The sequence below is a fragment of the Paenibacillus sp. sgz302164 genome, assembly GCF_056120505.1.
The window spans coordinates 111,645-133,386 of record NZ_JBVYOL010000005.1; the positions used below are offsets into that span (position 1 = coordinate 111,645).

General features: G+C 51.5%; 20 protein-coding genes. 5 read left to right on the forward strand and 15 right to left on the reverse strand.

The genetic code is table 11. The annotated features are described in order from the left end of the window. Window positions 1-3: 3 nt before the first annotated feature. From AC0LWT_RS10300 to AC0LWT_RS10325, 6 genes are all read right to left on the reverse strand, one after another. On the reverse strand, window positions 4-882 hold the full coding sequence (locus AC0LWT_RS10300) for a carbohydrate ABC transporter permease (RefSeq protein WP_474681148.1): 879 nt from the start codon (window positions 880-882) through the stop codon (window positions 4-6). Next, on the reverse strand, window positions 879-1,754 hold the full coding sequence (locus AC0LWT_RS10305; protein WP_474681336.1) for a carbohydrate ABC transporter permease: 876 nt from the start codon (window positions 1,752-1,754) through the stop codon (window positions 879-881). The genes AC0LWT_RS10300 and AC0LWT_RS10305 overlap by 4 nt, the downstream gene beginning before the upstream one ends. Window positions 1,755-1,806: 52 nt before the next feature. Then, on the reverse strand, window positions 1,807-3,186 hold the full coding sequence (locus tag AC0LWT_RS10310) for an ABC transporter substrate-binding protein (protein WP_474681149.1): 1,380 nt from the start codon (window positions 3,184-3,186) through the stop codon (window positions 1,807-1,809). Between the two features lie 135 nt (window positions 3,187-3,321). After that, window positions 3,322-4,911 (reverse strand): response regulator, encoded by a 1,590-nt coding sequence (locus tag AC0LWT_RS10315; protein WP_474681150.1) that lies wholly within the window; start codon window positions 4,909-4,911, stop codon window positions 3,322-3,324. Continuing rightward, window positions 4,908-6,761 carry a sensor histidine kinase gene (locus AC0LWT_RS10320; protein WP_474681151.1) on the reverse strand — a complete coding sequence of 618 codons (1,854 nt, stop codon included), beginning with the start codon at window positions 6,759-6,761 and terminating at the stop codon, window positions 4,908-4,910. Before AC0LWT_RS10320 ends, AC0LWT_RS10315 begins: the two co-directional genes overlap by 4 nt. 93 nt (window positions 6,762-6,854) lie before the next feature. Further along, window positions 6,855-8,804 carry a glycoside hydrolase family 127 protein gene (locus AC0LWT_RS10325; RefSeq protein ID WP_474681152.1) on the reverse strand — a complete coding sequence of 650 codons (1,950 nt, stop codon included), beginning with the start codon at window positions 8,802-8,804 and terminating at the stop codon, window positions 6,855-6,857. Between the two features lie 164 nt (window positions 8,805-8,968). On the opposite strand from AC0LWT_RS10325, the gene AC0LWT_RS10330 reads away from it, so the two are divergent. Next, entirely contained in the window at window positions 8,969-9,868 is a 900-nt protein-coding gene (locus AC0LWT_RS10330; protein WP_474681153.1) for a helix-turn-helix transcriptional regulator, read from the forward strand. 64 nt (window positions 9,869-9,932) lie between these two features. Here the strand turns inward: AC0LWT_RS10330 and AC0LWT_RS10335 are convergent, their stop codons facing one another. From AC0LWT_RS10335 to AC0LWT_RS10360, 6 genes are all read right to left on the reverse strand, one after another. Continuing rightward, window positions 9,933-11,126, reverse strand: coding sequence for an ADP-dependent glucokinase/phosphofructokinase (locus tag AC0LWT_RS10335; RefSeq protein ID WP_474681154.1), 1,194 nt, complete (start codon window positions 11,124-11,126; stop codon window positions 9,933-9,935). Beyond that, window positions 11,123-11,947, reverse strand: coding sequence for a carbohydrate ABC transporter permease (locus AC0LWT_RS10340; protein ID WP_474681155.1), 825 nt, complete (start codon window positions 11,945-11,947; stop codon window positions 11,123-11,125). The genes AC0LWT_RS10335 and AC0LWT_RS10340 overlap by 4 nt, the downstream gene beginning before the upstream one ends. Window position 11,948: 1 nt before the next feature. Then, a complete protein-coding gene (locus tag AC0LWT_RS10345) occupies window positions 11,949-12,857 on the reverse strand; it encodes a carbohydrate ABC transporter permease (protein WP_474681156.1) in 909 nt (302 codons plus the stop codon). Window positions 12,858-12,911: 54 nt separating this feature from the next. Further along, entirely contained in the window at window positions 12,912-14,267 is a 1,356-nt protein-coding gene (locus tag AC0LWT_RS10350) for an ABC transporter substrate-binding protein (RefSeq protein ID WP_474681157.1), read from the reverse strand. Window positions 14,268-14,361: 94 nt separating this feature from the next. Continuing rightward, complete coding sequence (locus AC0LWT_RS10355; protein ID WP_474681158.1) at window positions 14,362-14,898, reverse strand: D-lyxose/D-mannose family sugar isomerase; 537 nt, start codon at window positions 14,896-14,898, stop codon at window positions 14,362-14,364. A gap of 18 nt (window positions 14,899-14,916) precedes the next feature. Beyond that, a complete protein-coding gene (locus AC0LWT_RS10360) occupies window positions 14,917-15,780 on the reverse strand; it encodes a ketose-bisphosphate aldolase (protein WP_474681159.1) in 864 nt (287 codons plus the stop codon). A gap of 353 nt (window positions 15,781-16,133) precedes the next feature. Between AC0LWT_RS10360 and AC0LWT_RS10365 the strand changes: the two genes are divergently transcribed. From AC0LWT_RS10365 to AC0LWT_RS10380, 4 genes are all read left to right on the forward strand, one after another. Next, window positions 16,134-16,883, forward strand: coding sequence for a DeoR/GlpR family DNA-binding transcription regulator (locus tag AC0LWT_RS10365; RefSeq protein ID WP_474681160.1), 750 nt, complete (start codon window positions 16,134-16,136; stop codon window positions 16,881-16,883). A gap of 144 nt (window positions 16,884-17,027) precedes the next feature. Beyond that, window positions 17,028-17,681, forward strand: a complete 654-nt coding sequence (locus tag AC0LWT_RS10370; protein ID WP_474681161.1) for a TetR/AcrR family transcriptional regulator — start codon at window positions 17,028-17,030, stop codon at window positions 17,679-17,681. A 67-nt stretch (window positions 17,682-17,748) separates the two neighbouring features. Beyond that, window positions 17,749-18,168, forward strand: coding sequence for an SRPBCC family protein (locus AC0LWT_RS10375; RefSeq protein WP_474681162.1), 420 nt, complete (start codon window positions 17,749-17,751; stop codon window positions 18,166-18,168). Further along, on the forward strand, window positions 18,165-18,758 hold the full coding sequence (locus tag AC0LWT_RS10380; RefSeq protein ID WP_474681163.1) for an NAD(P)H-dependent oxidoreductase: 594 nt from the start codon (window positions 18,165-18,167) through the stop codon (window positions 18,756-18,758). The genes AC0LWT_RS10375 and AC0LWT_RS10380 overlap by 4 nt, the downstream gene beginning before the upstream one ends. 159 nt (window positions 18,759-18,917) lie before the next feature. On the opposite strand, the gene AC0LWT_RS10385 is transcribed toward AC0LWT_RS10380, so the two are convergent. The 3 genes from AC0LWT_RS10385 to AC0LWT_RS10395 form a co-directional block, all read right to left on the reverse strand. Next, a complete protein-coding gene (locus AC0LWT_RS10385) occupies window positions 18,918-19,352 on the reverse strand; it encodes a hypothetical protein (protein WP_474681164.1) in 435 nt (144 codons plus the stop codon). Window positions 19,353-19,383: 31 nt separating this feature from the next. Beyond that, window positions 19,384-20,235: a sugar phosphate isomerase/epimerase family protein gene (locus tag AC0LWT_RS10390; protein ID WP_474681165.1), complete on the reverse strand. Its 852-nt coding sequence runs from the start codon at window positions 20,233-20,235 to the stop codon at window positions 19,384-19,386. Between the two features lie 208 nt (window positions 20,236-20,443). Beyond that, window positions 20,444-21,688 carry an LL-diaminopimelate aminotransferase gene (locus AC0LWT_RS10395; protein WP_474681166.1) on the reverse strand — a complete coding sequence of 415 codons (1,245 nt, stop codon included), beginning with the start codon at window positions 21,686-21,688 and terminating at the stop codon, window positions 20,444-20,446. Between the last annotated feature and the right edge of the window lie 54 nt (window positions 21,689-21,742).

A 21,742-nucleotide genomic window follows, 5' to 3' on the forward strand; every position in this document is an offset into this window, starting at 1 on the left:
CGGCTAGCCTTTAATTCCGGTTAACGTAATGCCTTCGATAAAATAACGCTGCGCCACGAAAAACAGCACCAGTACCGGAGCTACGATCGCTGCGGAAGCAGCCATGAGATAACCCCATTGCGCGTTATACAGCCCTTTGAACGTAGCCAGGCCGAGGGCCAGCGTAAACTTTTCATTGCCGCTCAAATAAATGATCGGCCCGAGAAAATCGTTCCAAACGTCGATGAACGTGAAGATGCCCACGACGATCATCGCCGGTTTGGCCAGCGGCACAATAATTTTGCACAGCACCGTGAACGGTTTGGCCCCGTCCATATATGCGGCTTCGTCCAGCTCTTTCGGAATGCTCATAAAAAACTGGCGCAGCAAAAATATGTTGAAGGCGCCGCCGCCGAACCAGGCCGGAACGGTTAAAGGCAGGAATGTGTTGAGCCCCCCGACGCTTTTCCACACCATGAACGTCGGAATTAATGTGACGGCATACGGCAGCATCATCGTTGACAAAAGCAGGGCGAAAATAAAATCTCTTCCCGGCCATCTCAAGCGGGCGAAGCTGTAAGCCGCCATAATGCTCGTAATCATCACGCCGGAGATCGTAAAAAGCTCGATCGTCAACGTGTTTTTCAAATATTGAAAAAAAGGGACGGCGGTCAGCGATTCCGAATAATTGCTCCATTTGAACGGATCGGGAATCCACTGCGGCGGAAAAACGAAAATTTGGCTGTTATCCATCAAGGAGCTGCGCAGCAGCCAAAAAAACGGGAACATCATGCCGGCGCTGCCGACGATCAGAATGACATAGATCCAAAGCCTGATCAGGGAAAACCGTTTCCCGTAACGGATAGCCGTTCCTGCGGCTGCACCTGCGGTCGTATGGCTCACGGTCTCCCCCCTTCCTCGTAATGAACCCATTTGTTCGAAGTTTTAAACACGATCAGCGTCAATACCATGATGATGATGAACAAAATCCACGCCAGCGCCGATGCGTAGCCGATCCGGGATTCCGTGAACGCTTTGCGGAACAAGTAGAACACGTAGAACAAAGTTGCGTTGTTCGGGCCTCCCTGCGTCATGATGTAAGCTTGGTTGAAAGCCTGGAACGTACCGATCAGCGACATGACCAGGTTGAAAAAAATCGTCGGCGTCATGCAGGGGATCGTAATGTGCCGGAATTTGTGCCATCGGCTGCCGCCATCGACCTCGACGGCCTCATACAAATGAGCGGGCACGGCCTGCAAGCCGGCCAGAAATATAAGCACCGAGTTGCCTACGCCCCACGAGCTCATCAGGATCAGCGACGGAATGGCCGTCGTTTCGCTGTAAATCCATTGCGATGTGGGCAGCCCGACTAATTTGAGCATGGCGTTCACAAGCCCGAAGTCCGGGTTGAAAATCCAGATCCAGAGCATCGTATTGGCAATGGCGGGAACGATCGTCGGCAAATAAAATATCGTGCGGAAAATCGCCAATCCCCTGACTTTCTGGTTCAATAGAAAAGCTACGGCAAAGGCGGCGAGCAGCATGACAGGCACGCTGCCCAGAGCGTAGTAGCTCGTTACGAACAAAGATTGACTGAACAGCGGATCGGCCGTAAAAATCGTCTTATAATTGTCCAGGCCGACAAAATGCCAATCGCTTCCGATGCTCCAATCCGTCAAGCTGTAAAAAAACGAAGCAGCCACAGGATACAGCGTAAAGCAGATGAGTCCCAATATCGGCGGAAGCGCAAATAATAGGCCCCAGTTTCTTTCCATTCGCGAAATGCCCGATACTTTGCCCCGCACGTTTCCACCTCCTTATGTCCCGTTATTTATCCGCATACTTCCCTTTCAGGAGCGGCTGCACGTCTTTTTCCAGCCCGTCCAGCACCTCTTTGGCCGGCTTTTTGTTCGTCCAGATCATATCGAGGGCTGGCGTAATTTTGGTGCTCATCTCCGACCAATTTTTCAAATCGGAAGTGGGCGATTTCACCGAATATTTCAAAGCGTAATCTATGGCCGCCGTTTTCCATTCGGGGGGATGAACATCGTTTTTCGTCCACAAATCAATCGCCGCCTGGTCGGTATAATATTTCGTTTCCACGGGCATCCACAAGCCGATTTTGTAGAGGTCGACCTGCTCCGGGTTGTTGTGGAATTTGTAAAACTCCATCGCTTCCTTCGGGTGCTTCGTATTCGCAAAAACGACGCTCGCGCCTGCGATGTAAGTCGTTCTGGGCTCTTTGAATTTCGGCAGCACGCCTATGCCGTAGTTGATTTTCGCTCTGGAAATATCGAGCTGGGCCCAGGTGCCGTCCAGTACCATCGCCACTTTGCGTGTCTGCAGCCGCACGTAGTTATCCGGCATATTTTGCTGCTGGACCAAATCCGGCGAGACGTGATACTTGAACAGCAAATCTTGCAGCGCCTGGAACACCTCTACGGATTCGGGACTGTTCATCGTATATTTCATGCCTGTCTGGTCCGTGATGCCCGCGCCGTTGCTCGCCATGAGCGGCCCCCAGCTCGCCCGGTCGGCGCCGAAGGAAAAGCCGTACTGCACGATATTTTTCGGATCGAAAGCGGGATCGGCCGCGGTCTTGCCGTTCTTGTCCTTCGTTAATTTTTTGGCAACCTCGACAAATTCGTTCCATGTCCACGCCTTGCCGGCTTCGGCCGGAGGCAGCTCAAGTCCCGCTTCCTTGAACAAATCCTTGTTGTAATAAAGCACCATCACCTCGGCGGCCGTCGCATTGCCTACGACCTTGCCCGGTGCGCTGTAGTAAAACGATGCCGGCAGCCGGTTTTGCAGCTCAGTCGAATCTTTTAAATACGGAGTGAAATCGAGCAGTTTGCCTTCTTCTCCCCATTTGGAAGCGAAGGAGTCCGGCAAATAGGCGATATCGGGCAGCTCGTTGGAAGCCATCAGCGTGTTGATTTTCGTGGTGTAATCGCCGGGCACGTGCTCCGCCGCCACCTGGATGTTCGGATGGCTATCATTGAACGCTTTGACCATCACTTCGACGGCTTTCTTCTCTTCGTTGCTGCCCCAGAACATAAACTTCAGCTTCACAACCTCTTTGGGGTTCACCGCAGCCGTCCCCGCAGGTCCCGAGGCGCCCTTGGAATCCGGGGCACTGGTGCACGCCGTCAGGGCAGCGGACAACGCCAGTAGCACAGCCGTGATGAACCATTTTTTACTTTTCATAAGATGGCTCCCCTCTTCATAAGACTGATTTTGGCTTACCTCTTTATTATGGGAAGGAGCGTCCGCGCGGACAATCGAATATGTCCTCATGCTCTTTGTTTTGGTAAGATGATTTCATAAAACTTCATACAAACTTTATAAAAACCGCTTCCGGTATTCCGTCGGCGTCACGCCGATATGCTTCTTGAACGCCATGCTGAAATAGTTCGTATCCGTAAAGCCTACCTGTACGGCCGTATCCAAAATTTTCAGCGAAGGGTCCATCAGCAGCTCCTTGGCTCGTTCGAACCGGATCCGCGTCGAGAATTCGCCGAATGTTTCGCCCGTCGCCTGTTTGAACCGCATGCTGAGATATTTCGGACTAATATTCAGGTGTTGGGCCAGATTGACCAAGCTGAGGTCTTCGGACAAATGGCAGCGAATCCACGCCTTCGCCTGTTCGATCATCTTGTGCGCCGGCACTTCCCGGGACTGGCGGATCATCCGGCTGACCTCGGCCATATAAGCGGTCATAAAGTCAAGCAATTCGCCGAGCGTCCGGCAGTTGTCCAAATCCATCAAAGGGCTGGCGTAAGAAACGGCCTCGCTTCGCAGCCCGGCTTCCTTGAACAGCCGCATGACGAACAAAATAAGATGCGAAGCGACCAGCTTCACCTCGCTCCAGGACATTCCCCGCAATTCCTCGGACCATTCCCGAAAAACGTTCAAAACGTTCCCATCATTGCCCGCCCGCATCTCGCTCAGCAAATACAGCTCTTTGTTGAGCAGCCGGTTAGGCGGCGACACCGTTAGGCGAATGGACGAATACGGAATCGTTTGCCCGCACCCGACGATCGCCTTGTACTCGACCGCGCGCAGCGCTTCGATATAGGCGGTATGAACTTGCCCCACCCCCTTGACCTGGCTGCTGATCCCGATGCTGACCTCCGCTTTCAAACATTCGCCGAAGACGCTGCGCAATCGTCTGGCAATTCCGCTCAAGCTGTCGCTGCCGGCTTCCGGACAAACGACCCAAACAATGACTCTGCAAGAGTTGTCATTCAAAATATGTACACGCTCAAACGACTCCAGCGCTTGCTCAACGAGCTTGCGGAACGCATACCGGCTGGGCTGGGAATCCTGGCCCTGATGACCGTCCGTTTGCGGCTGGCAATCATCCAACTCACTGCAAATTACGGCGTAACAGCTGTCATCATCGAAATGTATGCCCAAAGGAGCGAGCAAAGCCAAGCATTCGCCCAATGGGCGCCGCTGCTGCAGCAGCTCGATCATCCACTGCTCGTAGGCCGCCTTGCTGTAGGAATCGACCTGCTGCCGCAAACGGTCCAGGTTCTGATGCTGGCCCGCCCGCTTTAGCGCCCGGTGCTTCGCTTTGCGCAGCGCGTCATGCAGTTCGTCGCGGATCACCGGTTTGAGCAAATAATCGGACGCTTGCAGGGAGATCGCTTCTTTCATCAGCTCGAATTCGTCGTATCCGGTGAGAAAAATAATCGGGATGTCCTCGTTGTCTGCGCGAATGCGCTGGGCCAGCTCCATACCGTTCATTTTGGGGATGTTGATGTCCAGCAGCACAATATCCGGCTTTACGATGCGGTAGACGTCCCACGCCTGTTCGCCGTCTTCCGCTTCGCACGCGCACTCGAGCGCCAACTCGTCCCACAAATCCGCCTTTTTGAGTCCTTCGCGTATATAGAACTCATCATCCACGATCATGACCTTGATCAATTTCCATCGCCTCCAGTCACATACTTTGCTTGCTGCAAGCTATGCTGCGCAATCGCAGGCATCGTTACCGATACGGTCGTATAGGCCCCTGCCTCGCCGGAAATTTGCACCCCGAACTGCTCGCCGAAACGGAGCCGCAGCCGGTCGTGCACATTTTTCAAGCCGTAAATTTTGCCCGGTTGGGCGTCTCTCAGCGAATCCCTGATTTCCTTCAGCCTTTCCTCCGTAATCCCTTGCCCGTCGTCGGTAATATGAAATTTCAGCACGCCATCCGCCCATTCGCCGGTCAGCATAATCATGCCTATGCCCGTCTTGTCCTTCATGCCGTGATAAATCGCATTTTCCACAAGGGGCTGCAAAATCAATTTCGGCACAAAATACGCCATCATACCCTCGTCCACTTCGGAAATCCACTCGAACTTGTCTTTGAAGCGGAACTGCTGCACTTTCACGTAGGCGGAAACATGCTCAAGCTCATCGGCTGCGGTGATCAAATCGTTCCCTTTGCTCAGCGTGATGCGAAAAAATTTGCCGAACGCCCCGATGACATCGCTCATGACCGGCTGGTTGTTGGCAACGGCAAAACCGTTGAGCGCCTCCAGCGTATTGTACAAAAAATGCGGATTGATCTGGGCTTGCAGCACCTGGATTTCCGCTTCCTTGCTCTTGAGCAGAGCGTCGTACACCTGCTGGTTCAGCCGCTGGTTTTCCTCGGTCATCCGCACGAATTTGGCGCCGATCTGGCCGACTTCATCGGCCGTATTGAACTTGTAGCTGTCAGCGGACGTCAAGTGGTTGACGGCCATCATCGAGCGCAGCCTGTGGAGCGGGCGGCTGACGGAATTGCTGAGCCGCAGCGCAATCAGCCAGCCGATCAGCAAAACAAACAAAAACGTTTTGATCGTAATCGTGCCGATTTCGTTCGCATCCTCAAACAACTTGTTGTATTCGATCATGTTAACAATTTTCCAGCCGGTTCTTTCGTTCGTCATGGCGGCGCCGATATACGTCTTCCCGTTCCAGCCCAGCTTCTGCCTCGTGACCGATTCGGTCAGATGGAACTTGCGCAGCACTTGAGCGGCCCCGCTCTCCTGCTCCCCGGCTAATTGCGGCATATGATACAGCAGCTCGCCCTGCTCGTTCAGCACGAAAATTTGCGATTTCTCCGACTGGTTTAAAAATTGCAGCCCCTGAAAAAATACCGCTTTATCGATCTCCAGCATCACGAAACCGAGATTCTCGTAATCCCCTTCCGTTTTTTTCAGCAGCTTGCCGACGATCATCCGGTTCGAATTCGCGCTCGCATTATTGCCGGCAAAAGGGTCCTCATTGATCCAGAGCAGCGAATTGCGCTCCAGCAGCTGCTTGTAATAGCGGTTCGCCATGTCCGGGTCCAGCAGGTGCCGCGAGCCGAAAAAGACGGAATCGGCGATGCTCCCCCGGTAAAACTGCTTTTTTTCGCTGCCATGTTTGGCATAAATCAAATAAGACGTAATGAACGGCTTCGTTTGCGTGTAAACGTTCATCAGCTTCGTCACTTTGTCGACATTGAGAATGTACTCAAAATCGTCCACGGACTTGTTGGACAAAATCCGCTGTATTTCCGCGTCGCCCAGTATAACGTTGGTCAGGTCGCTCAATTCCTTGATGACCCGGTCCATATAAAGCTCCTCCATCCGCAGCGAAGCGGTCGCGTGGTCCATCGCATTGGAGCCGAGTTTTTTGGCGGCGATCTGGTAAAACGTAATGCTGAGCAGAACCATCGGAATCAGGATCAAATACGTCGCAAATAAAAAAAACTTGCCGCGGATCGTGCGCACACTGAGCGATTCTTTCAAATTGCGGAACAAACCAAGCACCTCCCGATCTGTCAATCATCGCTGCCTAACGATACAAAAATTCCCCGGCTTCATGAACCCGCCAGGGAAAAATCGTCTATTCGCTTATTTGCGGTACTCATGGAGCCACACGGCGAGCTCGCCCGGTTCCCGGTTCGCCCATGCGTAATAAGGGATCGCGCGGATCGGAACCGGCGTTCTTTCGTATTCGGCGGTCGCATATAAGCTGTCCGAATCGGAGCCGCCGGCCGACCGCCACGCTTCGCCGTCGAGAACGGTCACCCCATCCAGCAAGTCCGGCTGGAATGCAGCCGAGAAACGCGAGCCCGCCGTTACCCAGAGGTCCCGCAAGTTGCCGCCGTTGTCCGCCTCCTCCAGGCAAAATACGATCGGACCGCGCTGCAAAGCAAGCTTCCCGGCATTTTCCCGCACTTTCGGATGAGCGCGCACTTTTTCAACCGGCATCGGAAGCGTCATTTCGATGCTGTCGCCGCTCCGCCATTCCCGCTTTATTTTCGCATAGCCTTTGTGCGTGCAATCGGCAAGATCGAGCGGGGCTCCGTTGACGGCAATGCGAACATCTTTGCACCAAGCGGGCAAACGGAGCGCTATTGTGAACTCGCCCATCTGCTCCGCCTCCCCCGCAACGGTCAGCGTTACGCGCTCATCCCACGGATAATTCGTTTGCTGGCGAATTTCCACGCCGTTTCCGTGAATCGTTTGCCGCACGCTGCCGCCTATGTACAAATGCACGAACAATTCCTGCTGCCCTTCATCGTAGGAGTAGATGTACTGCCCGAGCGAAGCGATCAGCCTGGCGATGTTCGGCGGACAGCAAGCACAGCCGAACCACGGCATCCGCTCCCGCTGCACCGAACGCAAATCTTCGCGCAGGTCGCAGGCGGCCGGCCAAACTTCAAGCGGGTTGACGTAAAAATACCGTTTGCCGTCGAGCGAGATGCCGCTGAGAATGCCATTGTACAGCACGCGCTCCATGACATCGGCGTATTCCCGGTCCCTTTCGTTTTGCAGCAGGCGGCTCGCCCAGAACATCAGGCTGATCGCTGCGCAAGTTTCCGTGTAAGCCCGGTCGTTGGGCAGATCGTAATCCACGGTGAACGATTCCCAATATTCATTGGAACCGATGCCCCCCGTAATGTACATCCGCTTCTGCGTCACGTTGCGCCACAATGTTTTGCACGCTTCAAGCAAGCCGCTATCGTTATATTCGGCCGCAATATCGGCTGCACCGCTGAACAAATACAGCGCCCGGACCGCATGGCCTTCGGCGGTTGTCTGCTCGCGCACAGGCAGATGCGCCTGAAAATAGTCCGCCCTGCGCTTCGCCACCCGGTGCTCGGTACGCTTCTTCTCCTCATCGTCAAAAAAATAGGGCTCCCGGCCGCGTTCCTCGACGAAATATTTGCTTAACTCCAAATATTTGCCGTTGCCGGTCGCATGATACAGCCTCACCAGCGCGAGCTCGATTTCCGGGTGTCCGTCATATCCGCGAATTTGCCCGGGTTCCGGGCCGAAGACGGCGGCGATATGGTCGGCATAGCGGGTCATGACGTCAAGCGCTTTCTTTTTCCCCGTTGCCTCGTAGTAAGCGACTGCGGCCTCGATCAGATGGCCCGCGCAATACAGCTCGTGATCGTCGCGCAAATTGGTCCATTTCCGCCCGGGCTTTGCCACCGTGAAGTAGGTGTTTAAATAACCGTCCTCCTGTTGAGCCCGTTCCAGCAGCTCGATCACTTCGTCGGCTATGCGCTCCAGCTTGTCATCCCGCTTCAGGGAGACGGCGTAGGCGGCGGCCTCCAGCCATTTGGCCAGGTCGCTGTCCTGGAACACCTGCCCGTAAAAATCCGCCTTCAACTCTCCGGCGGCAATCCGGAAATTGTCCACCGTATGGCTCGGTTCGGTGTCCGGAATCGTATCGTTCAACGCATCCCACTGGTAAGGAATGGCGGTCTCCCGAATCAATTGCTGACGCTTCGACCAGAAAAAATCGTCAATCTTGACCTGCTTCAAAGGAATGGCGCGCATTGGCTTCATAGGTTTCCTCCCTTAGCCGTCCGGCTACATTTTGTACCAATGGCTTAATGATAGCACCGCGGCCCTCATTCTGTCGGCAGTCTCAAACCAACAATAGGTGTACAAAACTTACCTTTTTGGATAACATAGGGAGGTAATCAGCCGGAAAGGATGTGGCCGCTCCAATGAAGCTTCTGAAAGCGAACATAACCGCCCCAATTGAATTCATATCTGGAGGACAATTCGAATCCGGCGCGCCCTGGATACATTCGCGGCGAACGATCGACAGCTTCGAGATGATTATCGGCGTCAAAGAAACGCTTTATATCGAGCAGGAAAATGTTCAATACGCGGTAAAACCCGGGGACATGCTGCTGCTGCTGCCGAACCGCATCCATCAGGGCTGCGCGCCCAGCCGCAAAGGGCTTTCCTTCTACTGGTTCCACTTTATATGCCCCGGCGAGCACCATATCGCCGACGTTCAAACCGTCGCCGATGAAATCCGTCTGCTGCAAACAGACCCGGAAGCGCACCGCTTCAACACGTCCGTGTACATCCCGCTATATTTCAAGTCCCCGACCATCGAGCGCATCAACATCATCTTTCAGCAATTGCAGCATCTCAATAACTCGAATTATTCCACCCGATTCGGCGTCCATTACTTCCTGACCTCGCTCCTGATCGAATTGTCGGAACAGGCGATTGCCGGCTTTCATCCTGCGAACGCCCGCCCCCGCCGCGATGAGGACAATACGATGGCACGGATCGCCGAATGGGTCCGCATTCATGCCTCGGAACCGATTTCCGTCGCTGAAATTGCCGATAAATTCAGCTACAACAAGGACTATTTGTCCCGCTGCTTTAAAAGAAAGACAGGCATGAATTTGCTGGAATACATCCATGTTCTGCGCATTTCGAAGGCCAAGGATTTGCTTTTTCGGACAACGCAAAGCATCAAGGAAATTTCTTATTCGGTAGGCATCCGCGATGAAAAATATTTCATGAAACTGTTCAAAAAATACGAAAAAATAACGCCCACGGATTTCCGCAAGGCGTACTATATGACGCATATGAATAAGGAGTAGGCAAGGCCATGTCATCGTGTTCCCGATGCACCGGGGAGGAAGAAGCGGCCTGATCGGATCGGGATCAAGCCCCCTCATTCTCCCCCGGGGCCGCCGAAATTGGCGCAGTCAATAGCAAACCGCCTGTAAAGGTATCGCCTAGTCCTACCGTGCATACCGCCCGGGCTTTCAATGCGGGAACGATAATCACGCTGTCTGTTTTTTCCGCCGCTTGCGCCAGTCTTGCTCCCCGCGGATGCGGCTGCAGCGCCGATTCCCACGTTTCGATTTCGGAAAGCGTGCAAAAACGCCCTTCGGCAGCTTTGGATGCCGCAAATCGAACGCCGTTGCTCAGCGCCTCTTTCCACCCGGAACGGCTCCCGCTCGTTACGCACGCAGCGAACTGATGCGTATGGACAATTAAGTTCGGCGCTTTAAACAGGTTGTGCGCTTCCAGCAACATGCCGATCAGCCGGTCATCGTTCAGCTCCAGCAGCGGCCGCTCCGTTGGAAACAGCTCGCCCAGTTCATCTTCGTTTAATCCGATGCTTTGCACCAGCGGCCCAAGCTCATGAATGATGCGATACTGATCGTCCCTCGAAAATATCGCCGCCAATTCCAGATGAACAGGCAGGCGGCATTCGCCCAGCGTCTGCAAAAATTGTTTGGTTTCCGCCAACAATTCAACCATATCCTCAGCGGCATCGGCAGCGTTGTACCCCGATATAAGCAGCCAACGGCATTTGTCCGGCTTATTTCGCAAACGCTCCGCAAAACCGGGGGCAATCAAACGTTTGCCAAACTCTTTCAAGCCCCGCAGAATGATCCGGTTGGAGACGTCCTCCCGATTGTACTCCAAAATATAATGAACAGCAGGGCGTCCGTGTTCCTTCAATTCCATTTCAAGACCGCTTTGGGAAACGAGAAAATCGAAATCTTTCGACCAAACGGGAAAATTAACGACGGCGCCATACCCCGCTGCGCAAACAGCGCTTGCCGCCTGCAGGCCTGTTCCGCCTACGGCCCAACTCCAATCCGTCAGGCTGTCCATCTCCGCTAAAACGCTTTCATTTGTAATGATATATTCCGCGCCGCTTCCCCTTTGAACGTTCCAAACAATCGCTTTGTACAACTCATCCCAAGAGGAAATATAAGATACCGGAGGGGCGGCAGACATATTTGGTAATGTACATCGTTGTTGAATCCGGTCTAGCAGGGCTTCATTTAATGTTCCCGTCGCATCGGCGTTGGCCGTAAAACCGCAGGCGATTCGTATCATCCTTTTACCGCACCACCTATCAAACCTTTAGTTAATTTATTTTCAAAAAGTATAACGATGAGAATTAGCGGCAAAGTAACGACGATGGAAGCGACGGACATATCGCCCCACGGGACATAAAACATTTGGGGAAATAAAGCGATGCCTACCGGAATTGTCTGCGATTGAATGTTATTCGTCAGCGTAAGCGCCAACAAAAATTCGTTCCATGAGGCGATGAAAACGAGCAGTCCCGCAGAAACAATACCCGGCATGATTAAAGGCAGCGCAATTTGCCAGTACGTTCGGACAATCCCGCAGCCGTCCACCGCCGCAGCTTCCTCAAGATCGCGAGGCAAATCCCGAAAAAATCCGTACAAAAGCCAAACGGATAAAGGCAGGCAAAACAGCATGTAAGAAATAATGAGTCCGGTATAGCTGTTGTAAAAACCGATTTGTTTCACAAACGAGTACAGCGGAATGACCACGGCAATTTGCGGAAACATCGAGGTTGCCAAAAATAATCCGAGGGCAAGCCCTTTGCCCTTAATCGGCAATCTTGCGATCGAATAGGAAGCCAAGCTTCCTAAAAGAAGACAGATGAAAGTAACGCTGACCGCTACGATAGAGCTGTTGGCAATGAATCGGATAAAATTCGATTCCAGCACATTTTTATAATGGGATAGCGTAAATTTGGGCGGTAAAATAGGAGGCAAAGAATTTAAATCGCGATCAAGCTTAAATGACGTAATGATTTGCCACAGAAACGGTCCGACATTAAAAATTATAACTGCGGCGTACAGCAGCAAAAGAAACGCTTTAACTATTTGTTTGCGCTGCATATCAGTTTTCACCTTCTATCCAAACATAGGTGCGGCGCAGCAAATATTGGATGATCACAGCAAAGATAAGCACGGATACGGCCATCACCGCCGCCATGGAAGCGCCATACCCGACCTGTGTCGCGGAAAACGTCGTTTTATACGCGTAGCTCGACAACACTTCCGTCGAGTTGGCCGGTCCCCCGCCAGTCAAGACGTAGATCAAATCAAACACCCGATAAGCGTCCAATGCCCGCAATAAAAAAGCAGTCAATAAGGTTGGCAAGAGCAGCGGGAATGTAATGAGCCGGAACCGCTGCCAGCGGCGCACGCCGTCAATATCCGCAGCTTCGTATATTTCTTCCGAAATCGTTTGCAGGCCTGCAAGCAGGATGAGGGCCATGAAAGGCGTCGTTTTCCACACATCCGCAATGATGACCGCCCACAAAGCGGACGAACTGTCGCCCAGCCAATTTTGGTAAGACCCGATGATTCCCGCTTTGGCAAGCAGATAGTTGATCAAGCCAAAATCGCCGTTGTACAGCCACTGCCACATCCTGGCGGAAATGACCGTTGGAATCGCCCATGGAATAAGGACGCTCACTCTGACCCATTTTCGGCCTGGCAGCTTTTTGTCGAGCAGCAGAGCGATGCCGAGTCCCAATACGGCTTCCAAAATAACTGAAATCATCGTAAACAGCCACGTATTCTTATATGCAACCTTAAACCATACATCGCCCGCTAAGTCGACATAATTCCTTATTCCGACGAACGCGGATACCGGATTAATAAATGTCGTGTCGTAAAAGCTCAAGATGAACGTCCGCATCAAAGGATAAAATCCGATCACCATTAGAATCAGCAGTGCGGGAGCTATGAACAAATATCCGGCCAGCATCGATTTATGCTGTCTTTTCATTCTTGGCATCATCTATGACCACCTTTTGAGCTGCGCGGACAACGCAGCTCATGGACTTGGGCGCAGTTATTTCAACAGGTCGTTCATTTGCTTGTCTAGGTCGGCCAGCGCTTTATCGATCGGCATTTTATCTGCCAGCACCGCGGAAATGCCGGCCTGCAGCTTCAGCGAGATTTGCGGATATTTAGGGCTAACCGGGCGGGCGATAGTGCCCCTGAACACATTGTCGAGATTGGAAAGAAGCGGCACGCTTTTCTTGAGCTCTTCATCGGCCAAAACCGCCGGACGCGTCGGACTGAACGCCATTTTTTTGGCAAAGTACAGCTGCGATTTTTCGCTGGACAAAAATTTAGCGAATTTAACGGCCGCTTCTTTATTTTTGGAATTTTTCGCAACCATAAATTGATATCCGCCCATGGCGGAAGCGCTTTTGCCTCCGTCAAAAGACGGCAGCGGAGCGACGCCGACCTTTCCCGCTACCTTCGAGCTTTTCTCGTCTTGCGATACGTTCCAGGTATACGACCAATTGCGCAGGAAAATCGCATTTCCGTCCGTGAATACGGTTCTGCTCGGCTCTTCGTCGGACGACAGCACAGAGTTCGGACTTAAGCCGCTCGCGATCGAGTCTTTCATAAATTGCAGCGCCTTGGCGGCTTCCGGGCTGTGGATGACCGGTTTTTCGCTCTCATCCAAAACCGCTCCATTGGCGCTTGTCAAAAATTCCACAAAATCGCAAACGAGAACCTCAGCCTGCTTCGCTTGCCACATGAAGCCTTGCAATTTGGAGTTGTTCTCTTTTTCCTGTATAAGCTTGGCGGTTTTCGCCAATTCGTCCCACGTTTTGGGCACGGGCTGATTGTATTTGTCCAGCAAATCTTTGCGGTAAAACAGCATACCTCCGTCGACATACCAGGGCACGGCCATCAATTGCTTCTTATAGGTTAGCGCGCCGATGACTCCGGGATAATATTTATCTTTATCCGTAATGTACGCATCCATCGGTTCCGTCCATCCGGCGGCGGCAAATTCGGGCACCCAAATGACATCGCCGGTAAATACGTCAACATCGTTTTGTCCGGAGGATAAGGCGGTGACCAAATATTGATGTATAGCCGTGCTTTCCGAAGGAGCGGGGAGTTGATTCACTTTGACGGCAATATCGGGATTTTCCTTTTCGAATTGTTTGACCAATTCCGTCCAGGAATCTTCGCCAAAAGTTTTCATCCCGGCAAAATTGATGGTTACTTTCGGAGCCGGCTTTGCATCTGAACTTTGAGCGGATGCCGATGCCGATGCTGCCGCACTTGGCGACTGGGCTGCACGATCCCCGCCGGTTACTTGCGCTTGCCCTCCGCATCCACTGATTGCGGCCACAACCATACATGCGGGAACGGTTAAAGCAAACCAACGTTTTTTTTGCAAAATCAACGCCTCCCCATTCATTTTTGAAAGTCGATCCACATCGCCGCACGATATGTAAGCGTGTTCAAATCGGCGTAAACATACGGCTGTATGTTTAAACCGTTCTTACGACCCGCGGATCGGTAAACACGTCATACTCATCCAAGCTTATGGAGGAAAACTCGCTTATAATGGCTCCGTCGGCTCCGGCTTGAAACCAATGCTTGACATTAGGCCGAATCGTATACTGCTCCCCCGGGCGCAACATAATTTCGTGCATAGCCGTATAAAACGCTTCATCGCCACGTGGCACGCAGCTCTTGATATGAGGCGCCGCCTCCCCTTCCACATAAAGATACACAAGACCTGAACGGCAGCGAAAAGTTTCCTGTTTGCCCGGATTCCCGGCATCGATCGGAGGATGGGCATGTTCCGCACAAGTTTGCCCCGGGAACAGTACAAGCTCTTTTGCACAATAACGAGGCATGTTGACATAAGTAAATAATTGCAATCCGGTTCGCTGCAAATTTCCCAGACCAAAATCCGTAATCTCAATTTGCGATTGTTCGCCGGGAGTAAGGACAATTCCCGCGCTTTTGAAATAGTCCATCGTTTTTTTCCTGGCTTCTTCCCTTTCCAAATGAGTCAGCATATACCCAACTCCCCGAAATTAGTATAGGGCGCTTTTCCCGGTTGAACCGAATAGCTCCATTTTTTTCAATATCAAAGCTTTGGCGGCTTCGATAGGGGCCGGAAATAAAACCGTCGGCTCGCATTCTTTTTCGCGGGCTGCGAATTCCGCGCGCATTTGCGTGAAAAATGCTTTTTTCATTTCCGTCGAAATGTTCACTTTGCTAATACCGAGCCGGATCGATTCGGCTACTTCTTCGGGAGCGTTATCGGAACCGCCGTGCAGCACTAAAGGAATGGGCACTACAGATGCAATTTGCTTTAAACGTTCCAGCTGCAGCTTTGGCTTTCTGGATTTCGGATACATGCCGTGAGCGGTGCCGATAGCTACAGCCAGCGTATCGATTCCGGTCAGAGATACGAATTCCGCCGCTTCTTGAGGGTCTGTATACATGATCTCCTCCTCTCCCCCTTCCATGCTTCCTTCCGCTTGGCCTACCGTACCGAGCTCGGCTTCGACGGAAACCCCCACCGACTTGGCGATGGCCACAGCCTCGCGGGTTCTTCTTACATTTTCTTCAAAGCTGTATGTAGACGCATCTATCATGACTGACGTAAAGCCGCAGCGAATCGCCCGGATGATCTGCCCGTTCGCGGCGCCGTGGTCCAGATGCATAACGACCGGCACTTTAACCTTGTTCGCCGCTTCCCGGCAAAACGCCACAAAGCTGTCCGTCAAAAATTCAAGCTCGGAAGGATGGATTGCCAAAATAACCGGAGATTCGTGCGCTTCCGCCGTTTCCAGAATTGCCCGTAAAAATTCCCCGTTGCCGACGTTAAAAGCACCCACAGCAAATTTATTTTTGTAGGCAACCGACAACAACTCGCTCATCGTCATTAACATAGATCATCCGTCTCCTTTAATTGGGTTGTATTTCCATGATCATATTAACAACATTTTGTTTGATAGTCAACATAAAACAAACAATTAAAACTTTTCTATGCGCTTACAGCAAGTTTCATTGCTATAATTCCAACATTTTTACTTAAAAATAGATCAAAATCACCCAAATTGTTTATATTCACGTTGGAAAAATCTAACCAAATACGCGTTTTTGTGCCCTGATTTACTGCAATGATTTATTTCTCATCCATATTGTTTTGATTTTGTTTATATACCCAGCGAATTATTTGACAAAAAGAGGCTTTTTAACTTAGTATGTTTATATAAACATTTTGCAAACTGGAGGAACTCCAATGTCAGAAAGACGATTAAAACAAGCCTCCGAGTTGATTAAGTTAAAGAAGAGCGTCTCCGTGCAGGATCTCATGGAACATTTCGATGTTTCCGATATGACCGTTCGCAGAGATCTGTTGAAGCTTGAGAAAACCGGAGAATTTCGCAGATTTCACGGAGGCGTGCGCTATATCGACGAAGCGCCCCTGGACTTGAGAGAAAGTCAGCATGAATCGGAGAAACGGCGAATTGCCGACTATTGTTTGACATTAATTCAACCCTATGACACGATCATTTTGGATTCGAGTACGACAACGTATCAAATTGCCGTTGCTATGGCTGAATCCCAGCTTCGGGACATTACGGTAGTCACGAACTCCCTGAATGCCGCGTATCAACTGAGAAATATGGAACATATTACATTGATGATGTGCGGCGGCGAGATGAGGAAACCTTCCAAATCGTTCATCGGCAGCACCTCCAGAGAGTTTTTTACAAACATTAACGTCAACAAAGCTTTTATATCGACCGGCGGCATTACCATTAAGGGGTTCACGACCCATGACTACGCGGAGGCGGAAATCAAACATTGCATGACGCAGGCAAGTGAAATGACTTACATCCTCGCCGATTCCTCCAAATTCAATCAACGCTCCTTGCATTTGTTCGCCCCGCTGGAAAGCGCGAATATGATTGTTACGGATAACAACGTAACGGACGAATGGGTGCAAACGATTGAGAAATGCGGGATTGAATTGGTCAAAGTTTAAAAAACAAAGGGCTGTCCCTTCGTCGTTTTGATGACTTATGGGACAACCCTTTATTGACGTTTGGGCGAAAGGCAGGGTGCGGATTTCCATCTTGATCGCTTTCACGTATACTGGTAATAAAAAATGTAAGCAAGGTGTGAAGACATGTCTCCCCGTACAAAGGAACAGAACGAGTCTATTCGAGCGCAGCGTAAGCAAGAGATTTTGCAGGCAGCCGTTCACGTCTATGTGTCAAAGGGCTTTTCGGCCGCGACATTGAGTGACATTGCAAATCAGGCGGGCCTTGCACATGGACTGGTGTATTACTACTTCAAAAATAAAAAAAGCCTGTTTCGGGAACTTTACGAAAGCCTGATGGACCGCTCCCTTAACTACACAACTGAGCATTTTGAACAGGATACGCCAGTGCTCGAGCAATTCAAAAGCTATGCCCTGCTCGTCTGCGAACGTATCATCAAAGATCCCGTGACCCAACGTTTTTATATGCGAATCAGTCTGGATCTGCATCATCTGTATCAGCCCGGGGAATTGTCGCCCTTTGAATGGATGAAGAGCTTTATCAAGCCGATGGCGCAAGCGATTGACAAAGGAATTCATCAAGGAGTCATCCGTCAGGGAGACGCAAACCTTATGGCCATGCAATTTTGGGGAGCGGTCTCTCAGGGAATGAGTTACATGGATCAGTTTCTTCAAGATCTGGCCGCCCAAAATTTGACGGAAACGGAAATAAACAACGAAATGAGCGAAAAAGTCCAACAAATAGCCGCATCGGCAGTTTCGTTTTTCAAGCCGGATTAATTTTTTTCGGTTTATGGTTGACTGAGTTCTCAACCAAAAATATAATGAACTCAAGGAGCGTGATCATTTGCCAACGATTTACAAAGAGATTTTGATTGATGCCTCGCCTGAGCAAGTATGGGATGCGGTCAGCGACGTAGGTGCTGTCCATCATCGTCTGGTCCCCGGCTATACCGAGAACACCCTTATGAACGGTAACGAAAGAACGCTCTTTCTGCCAAAAGGCGGCATGGTTCGCGAGCTCATCGTTTCCGTTGATGAAAAGGAACGGAGAATGGCGTACGCGGTAAAAGAAGGACGTATGCCGCTATTGCATCATCATGCATCCTTCCAAGTCTTCCCACATGGCGACAACGGCACCAAGCTCGTATGGATAACCGATTTCCTCCCGGAACATCTTGCTGCCGAAATTCAAGCACGTGTAAATCGCGGAGCAGAGGTTATGAAAGAAACCATCGAGGCCGAAACGAAGGGAGGCTATCGATGAAAATTCTAGTCATTGCAGCTCATCCGAGGATCGAACAGTCTCGCGTAAATAAACGCTGGTTGGCGGAATTGCGTGGATACCCCGATCAAATAACGGTTCATGAACTATATCAGGCATACTCCGATTTTGTAATCAACGCGGAACATGAACAAGACCTCGTTGCACAGCATGACCGCATCGTGCTGCAATTTCCAATCCAGTGGTATAGCACACCGGCTTTGCTCAAGCAATGGCTCGATGACGTGTTTACGACATCCTGGCTGTTCGGAGCTGGCGGCAAAACCGTTGCGGGGAAAGAACTCGTCCTGGCCATGTCGATCGGAGGCGATGAATCCTCCTATCAGTCGGGCGGCTTAATCGGCTATACAATCAGCGAACTGATCCGCCCCATTCAAGCGTTTGCCAATCAAATCGGCATGACTTTCCTGCCGCATTACAAATTTTATGGCGCGGTCAAAGCGGCAGATGACCAAATCGAAAATAGTGCCTCAGACTACGCGAAGTACATCTTATCTCCCGATCTCAATCCCCTCATCGTTCGCAAACGTATGCTCGCTGAAATGAGCAAGGTCAACTCAACGCAAGTATAAGGAAAAATGTAAAAAGACCTACTAAATTGTCTTGGTCCCGGAACAGCTCAGTCGGGGGGATTCGTAATACACCTGATTGGTTTTACCGTTATCGTAGAGCATGAGGCCGAGGCTAAGGCCAAACTTGCTCGCAAACTACCCGTTTCACCGTTTTTAACGTCATATGCGCGGCACTTCGCCGCCAAAGAAACCGGCAAATCCGCCGGCCAGTCGTCGCGCGTGGTAGAAAGCCTGCAAAAGTGCAGGCTTTTTCCATAAAAATGGTTCATTTCCGAGAAAAGCCTGCGATTGTGCAGGAATTTTCGATGAAAATGAACCTGAGCCCATGTTCGCGGCGAAAAGCCTGCACAATTGCAGGAATTGTTCGCGGCGAGCGATTAAGGACGCAAATTCATGTATTTTTGCAGGTTTTCTTCGTGCAGCCAGGCAAATTGAGGCTATCTCCTCTAACGCGGGGGTTTCTGGGCAGCCTAAGATTTGCAAAATAGTTCGCAGCCCCAGCGCATCGAGAACGTCAGAGCTGCGAGTCGGTTCGAGGCAATCTTCATTGCCTTGACCGTCCCCGACCGTGCCCCCTACGACTGCCGCAGACAAGAAAAAAGAGGTGCACCCGGCACCCCTTTTATTAGGCTTCTTTCAATAATCGCTCCAAGTTGCGATAGCTGATCGCAATGCCTTCCAGCTCGTCTCTGGCAGTCACGTCCTGCTCGACGAACATATATTTGGCGGCCCCGATGCTGCGCGCGGCTCGGATAAATGAGCGGATGTCCAGAACGCCTTCGCCCACTTCCGAAAAATGACCGGGATCCTGCGTCTTATACAGCTCATCGATCGTAATAGGACTGTCCGCTCCGAAGACGTCGAACCAATTCACAGGCTTGGCCACAGCCGGCAGATCTTTTTGATGCAGCATTTCGCAGCGGTCCCCCAGCTTGTTCAGCCAGTGAACCGGGTCTGCGCCGCCTCTGGCCGCCCAATACGTATCGAACTCGAATTTGACCAAATCTTTCTCCATATGCTCCAGCATGATGTCCATGACCGTCTGTCCATCAAACACCTGAAACTCATGAAAATGATTGTGATAGTACAAGTCCAGGCCGTTCTTTTTGCACAATTCCCCGTACCGGTTAAACGATTCGCTGAATCTCAGCACGTCGTCCCGGTTGGAAAAAAACGCGATCGAGCACCCGATCGCCTTGCTGCCGATGATGTGGTTGGCCTCGATAATGCCTTCCCACTCGGTCTCCTCATTCACCCGGGTATGGCAGCCGACGGCTTGCATGCCGAGGCGGTCAAGATGTTCCCTTACCTGAGCGGGTGTAACGTCGCCTCCCAAGCTTAATCCCTCATCCGTCTTGCGAATGACCATCTCCAAATTTTTGTAACCGATTGCCGCGACCTTTTCCAAAGTGCCGACAAAGTCTTGTTTTAGCGCATTTTTTACTGAAAACAGCTGCAAACCCATCGATAAACTCATGTCAACTACCTCCGCTACCCTATAATCATTTCGTTGCTAGCGTACAATTACAATTGTAGAACAAGCCGTTCGTTCCCCTCTACCCGAAAACCGACTTCAATTAACGTTATAACGACTTTTTTCCGGCCGGCATGGCTATAACAAAGAAAAACCCGGTACAATCCATACCGGGAACCGCGCATACGGCAAACCTATAGTGAGTATTTTCCTACCACACAAAGCGGATATCGTGCAATCTCTCGCTCAGTTCCTGCATCAACGCGTCTTCAGCCTGCTCATCCTCGGCCTCGAACGTAACGGAAAACCGCACATGGGCTCCCGCGTCGTCCCAAGGTACTGTCGAGATGAGCTTTTCCATGATCAAGTATTCGGAAAACTCCTCCGCCGAGGCGAACTGCCTTCCGTTCTCGATCCCCCGCGGAATCGGCACGTACAGGAAGAAGGAGGCTTTCGGCTTTTGCACGTCAAAACCTGCCGACCGCAGCACTTCAACGAGCTTGTCGTGCCTGCGGGAATACTTTTCAACGGTGAGAGCCGTAATTTCAGGGTGGTTCAAACAGTAAACGGCCGCCTTCTGGATAGCCAAAAATTGACCCGAGTCATGGTTTTCCTTGACATGGGCAAAAGCTTTTACAATCAGCTCGCTGCCCGCAACGAAGCCGATCCGCCAGCCCGTCATATTGTACGCCTTGGACAAAGAATGCACAGCAACGCCGATTTCCTTCGCACCCGGAACATTCAAAAAGGACAGCGGCGGATTGCCGTCAAATGTTAGAGCGGCGTAAGCTTCGTCGGAAATGACGATAATTTCGTGCTTGCGGCAAAACGCCACCACTTCTTCGTAATACGCTCTCGTTGCCGTCGCGCCGGTCGGATTGTTCGGGTAATTCAAATACAGCAGCTTCGCCCGGCGGACCGTTTCTTCGGGAAGCGCGTTCAAATCCGGGAAATACCCGCGTTCCTTGACCAGAGGGAGCTTGACCGTCTCGCCGCCGAACCAATTCGTATGCGTACCGATGATCGGATATCCCGGTGCCGTCATCAGCGTAACATCGCCGGGGTTGATAAAAGCGGCTGGCAGTTGCGCCAGGGCGCTCTTCGATCCGATGCAGTGATTGATCTCGGTCTGCGGGTTCAACCCCGTTATCCCGTAAATGCGCTCCATATATCGGGCCGCCGCCTCTTTCAACTCCTCTGAACCGTTGTCCGAGTAAAAGCGGTTTTCTTTCTTCGCAGCTTCGGCCGCAAGTACCGCCACAACCTGCTCATCGGCCATCCAGTCCGGTTCGCCGAGCCCCATATCGATAATCGCGATGCCCGGCTTTTCTTCCCGGGCACGCGCGCGGGCCCTTTTGATTTTCTCGAATTTGTAAACGGTGGTGTCTTTGCCAAACCGCTCTCCGCCGATTCGTTCGGCGAACATGTTTTGAATGTAGCTTTCGACAGTCAGCATGCAATCATCCCTCCATGATAATGACATTTTCGAATGACGGTTCGGAATGCGCCT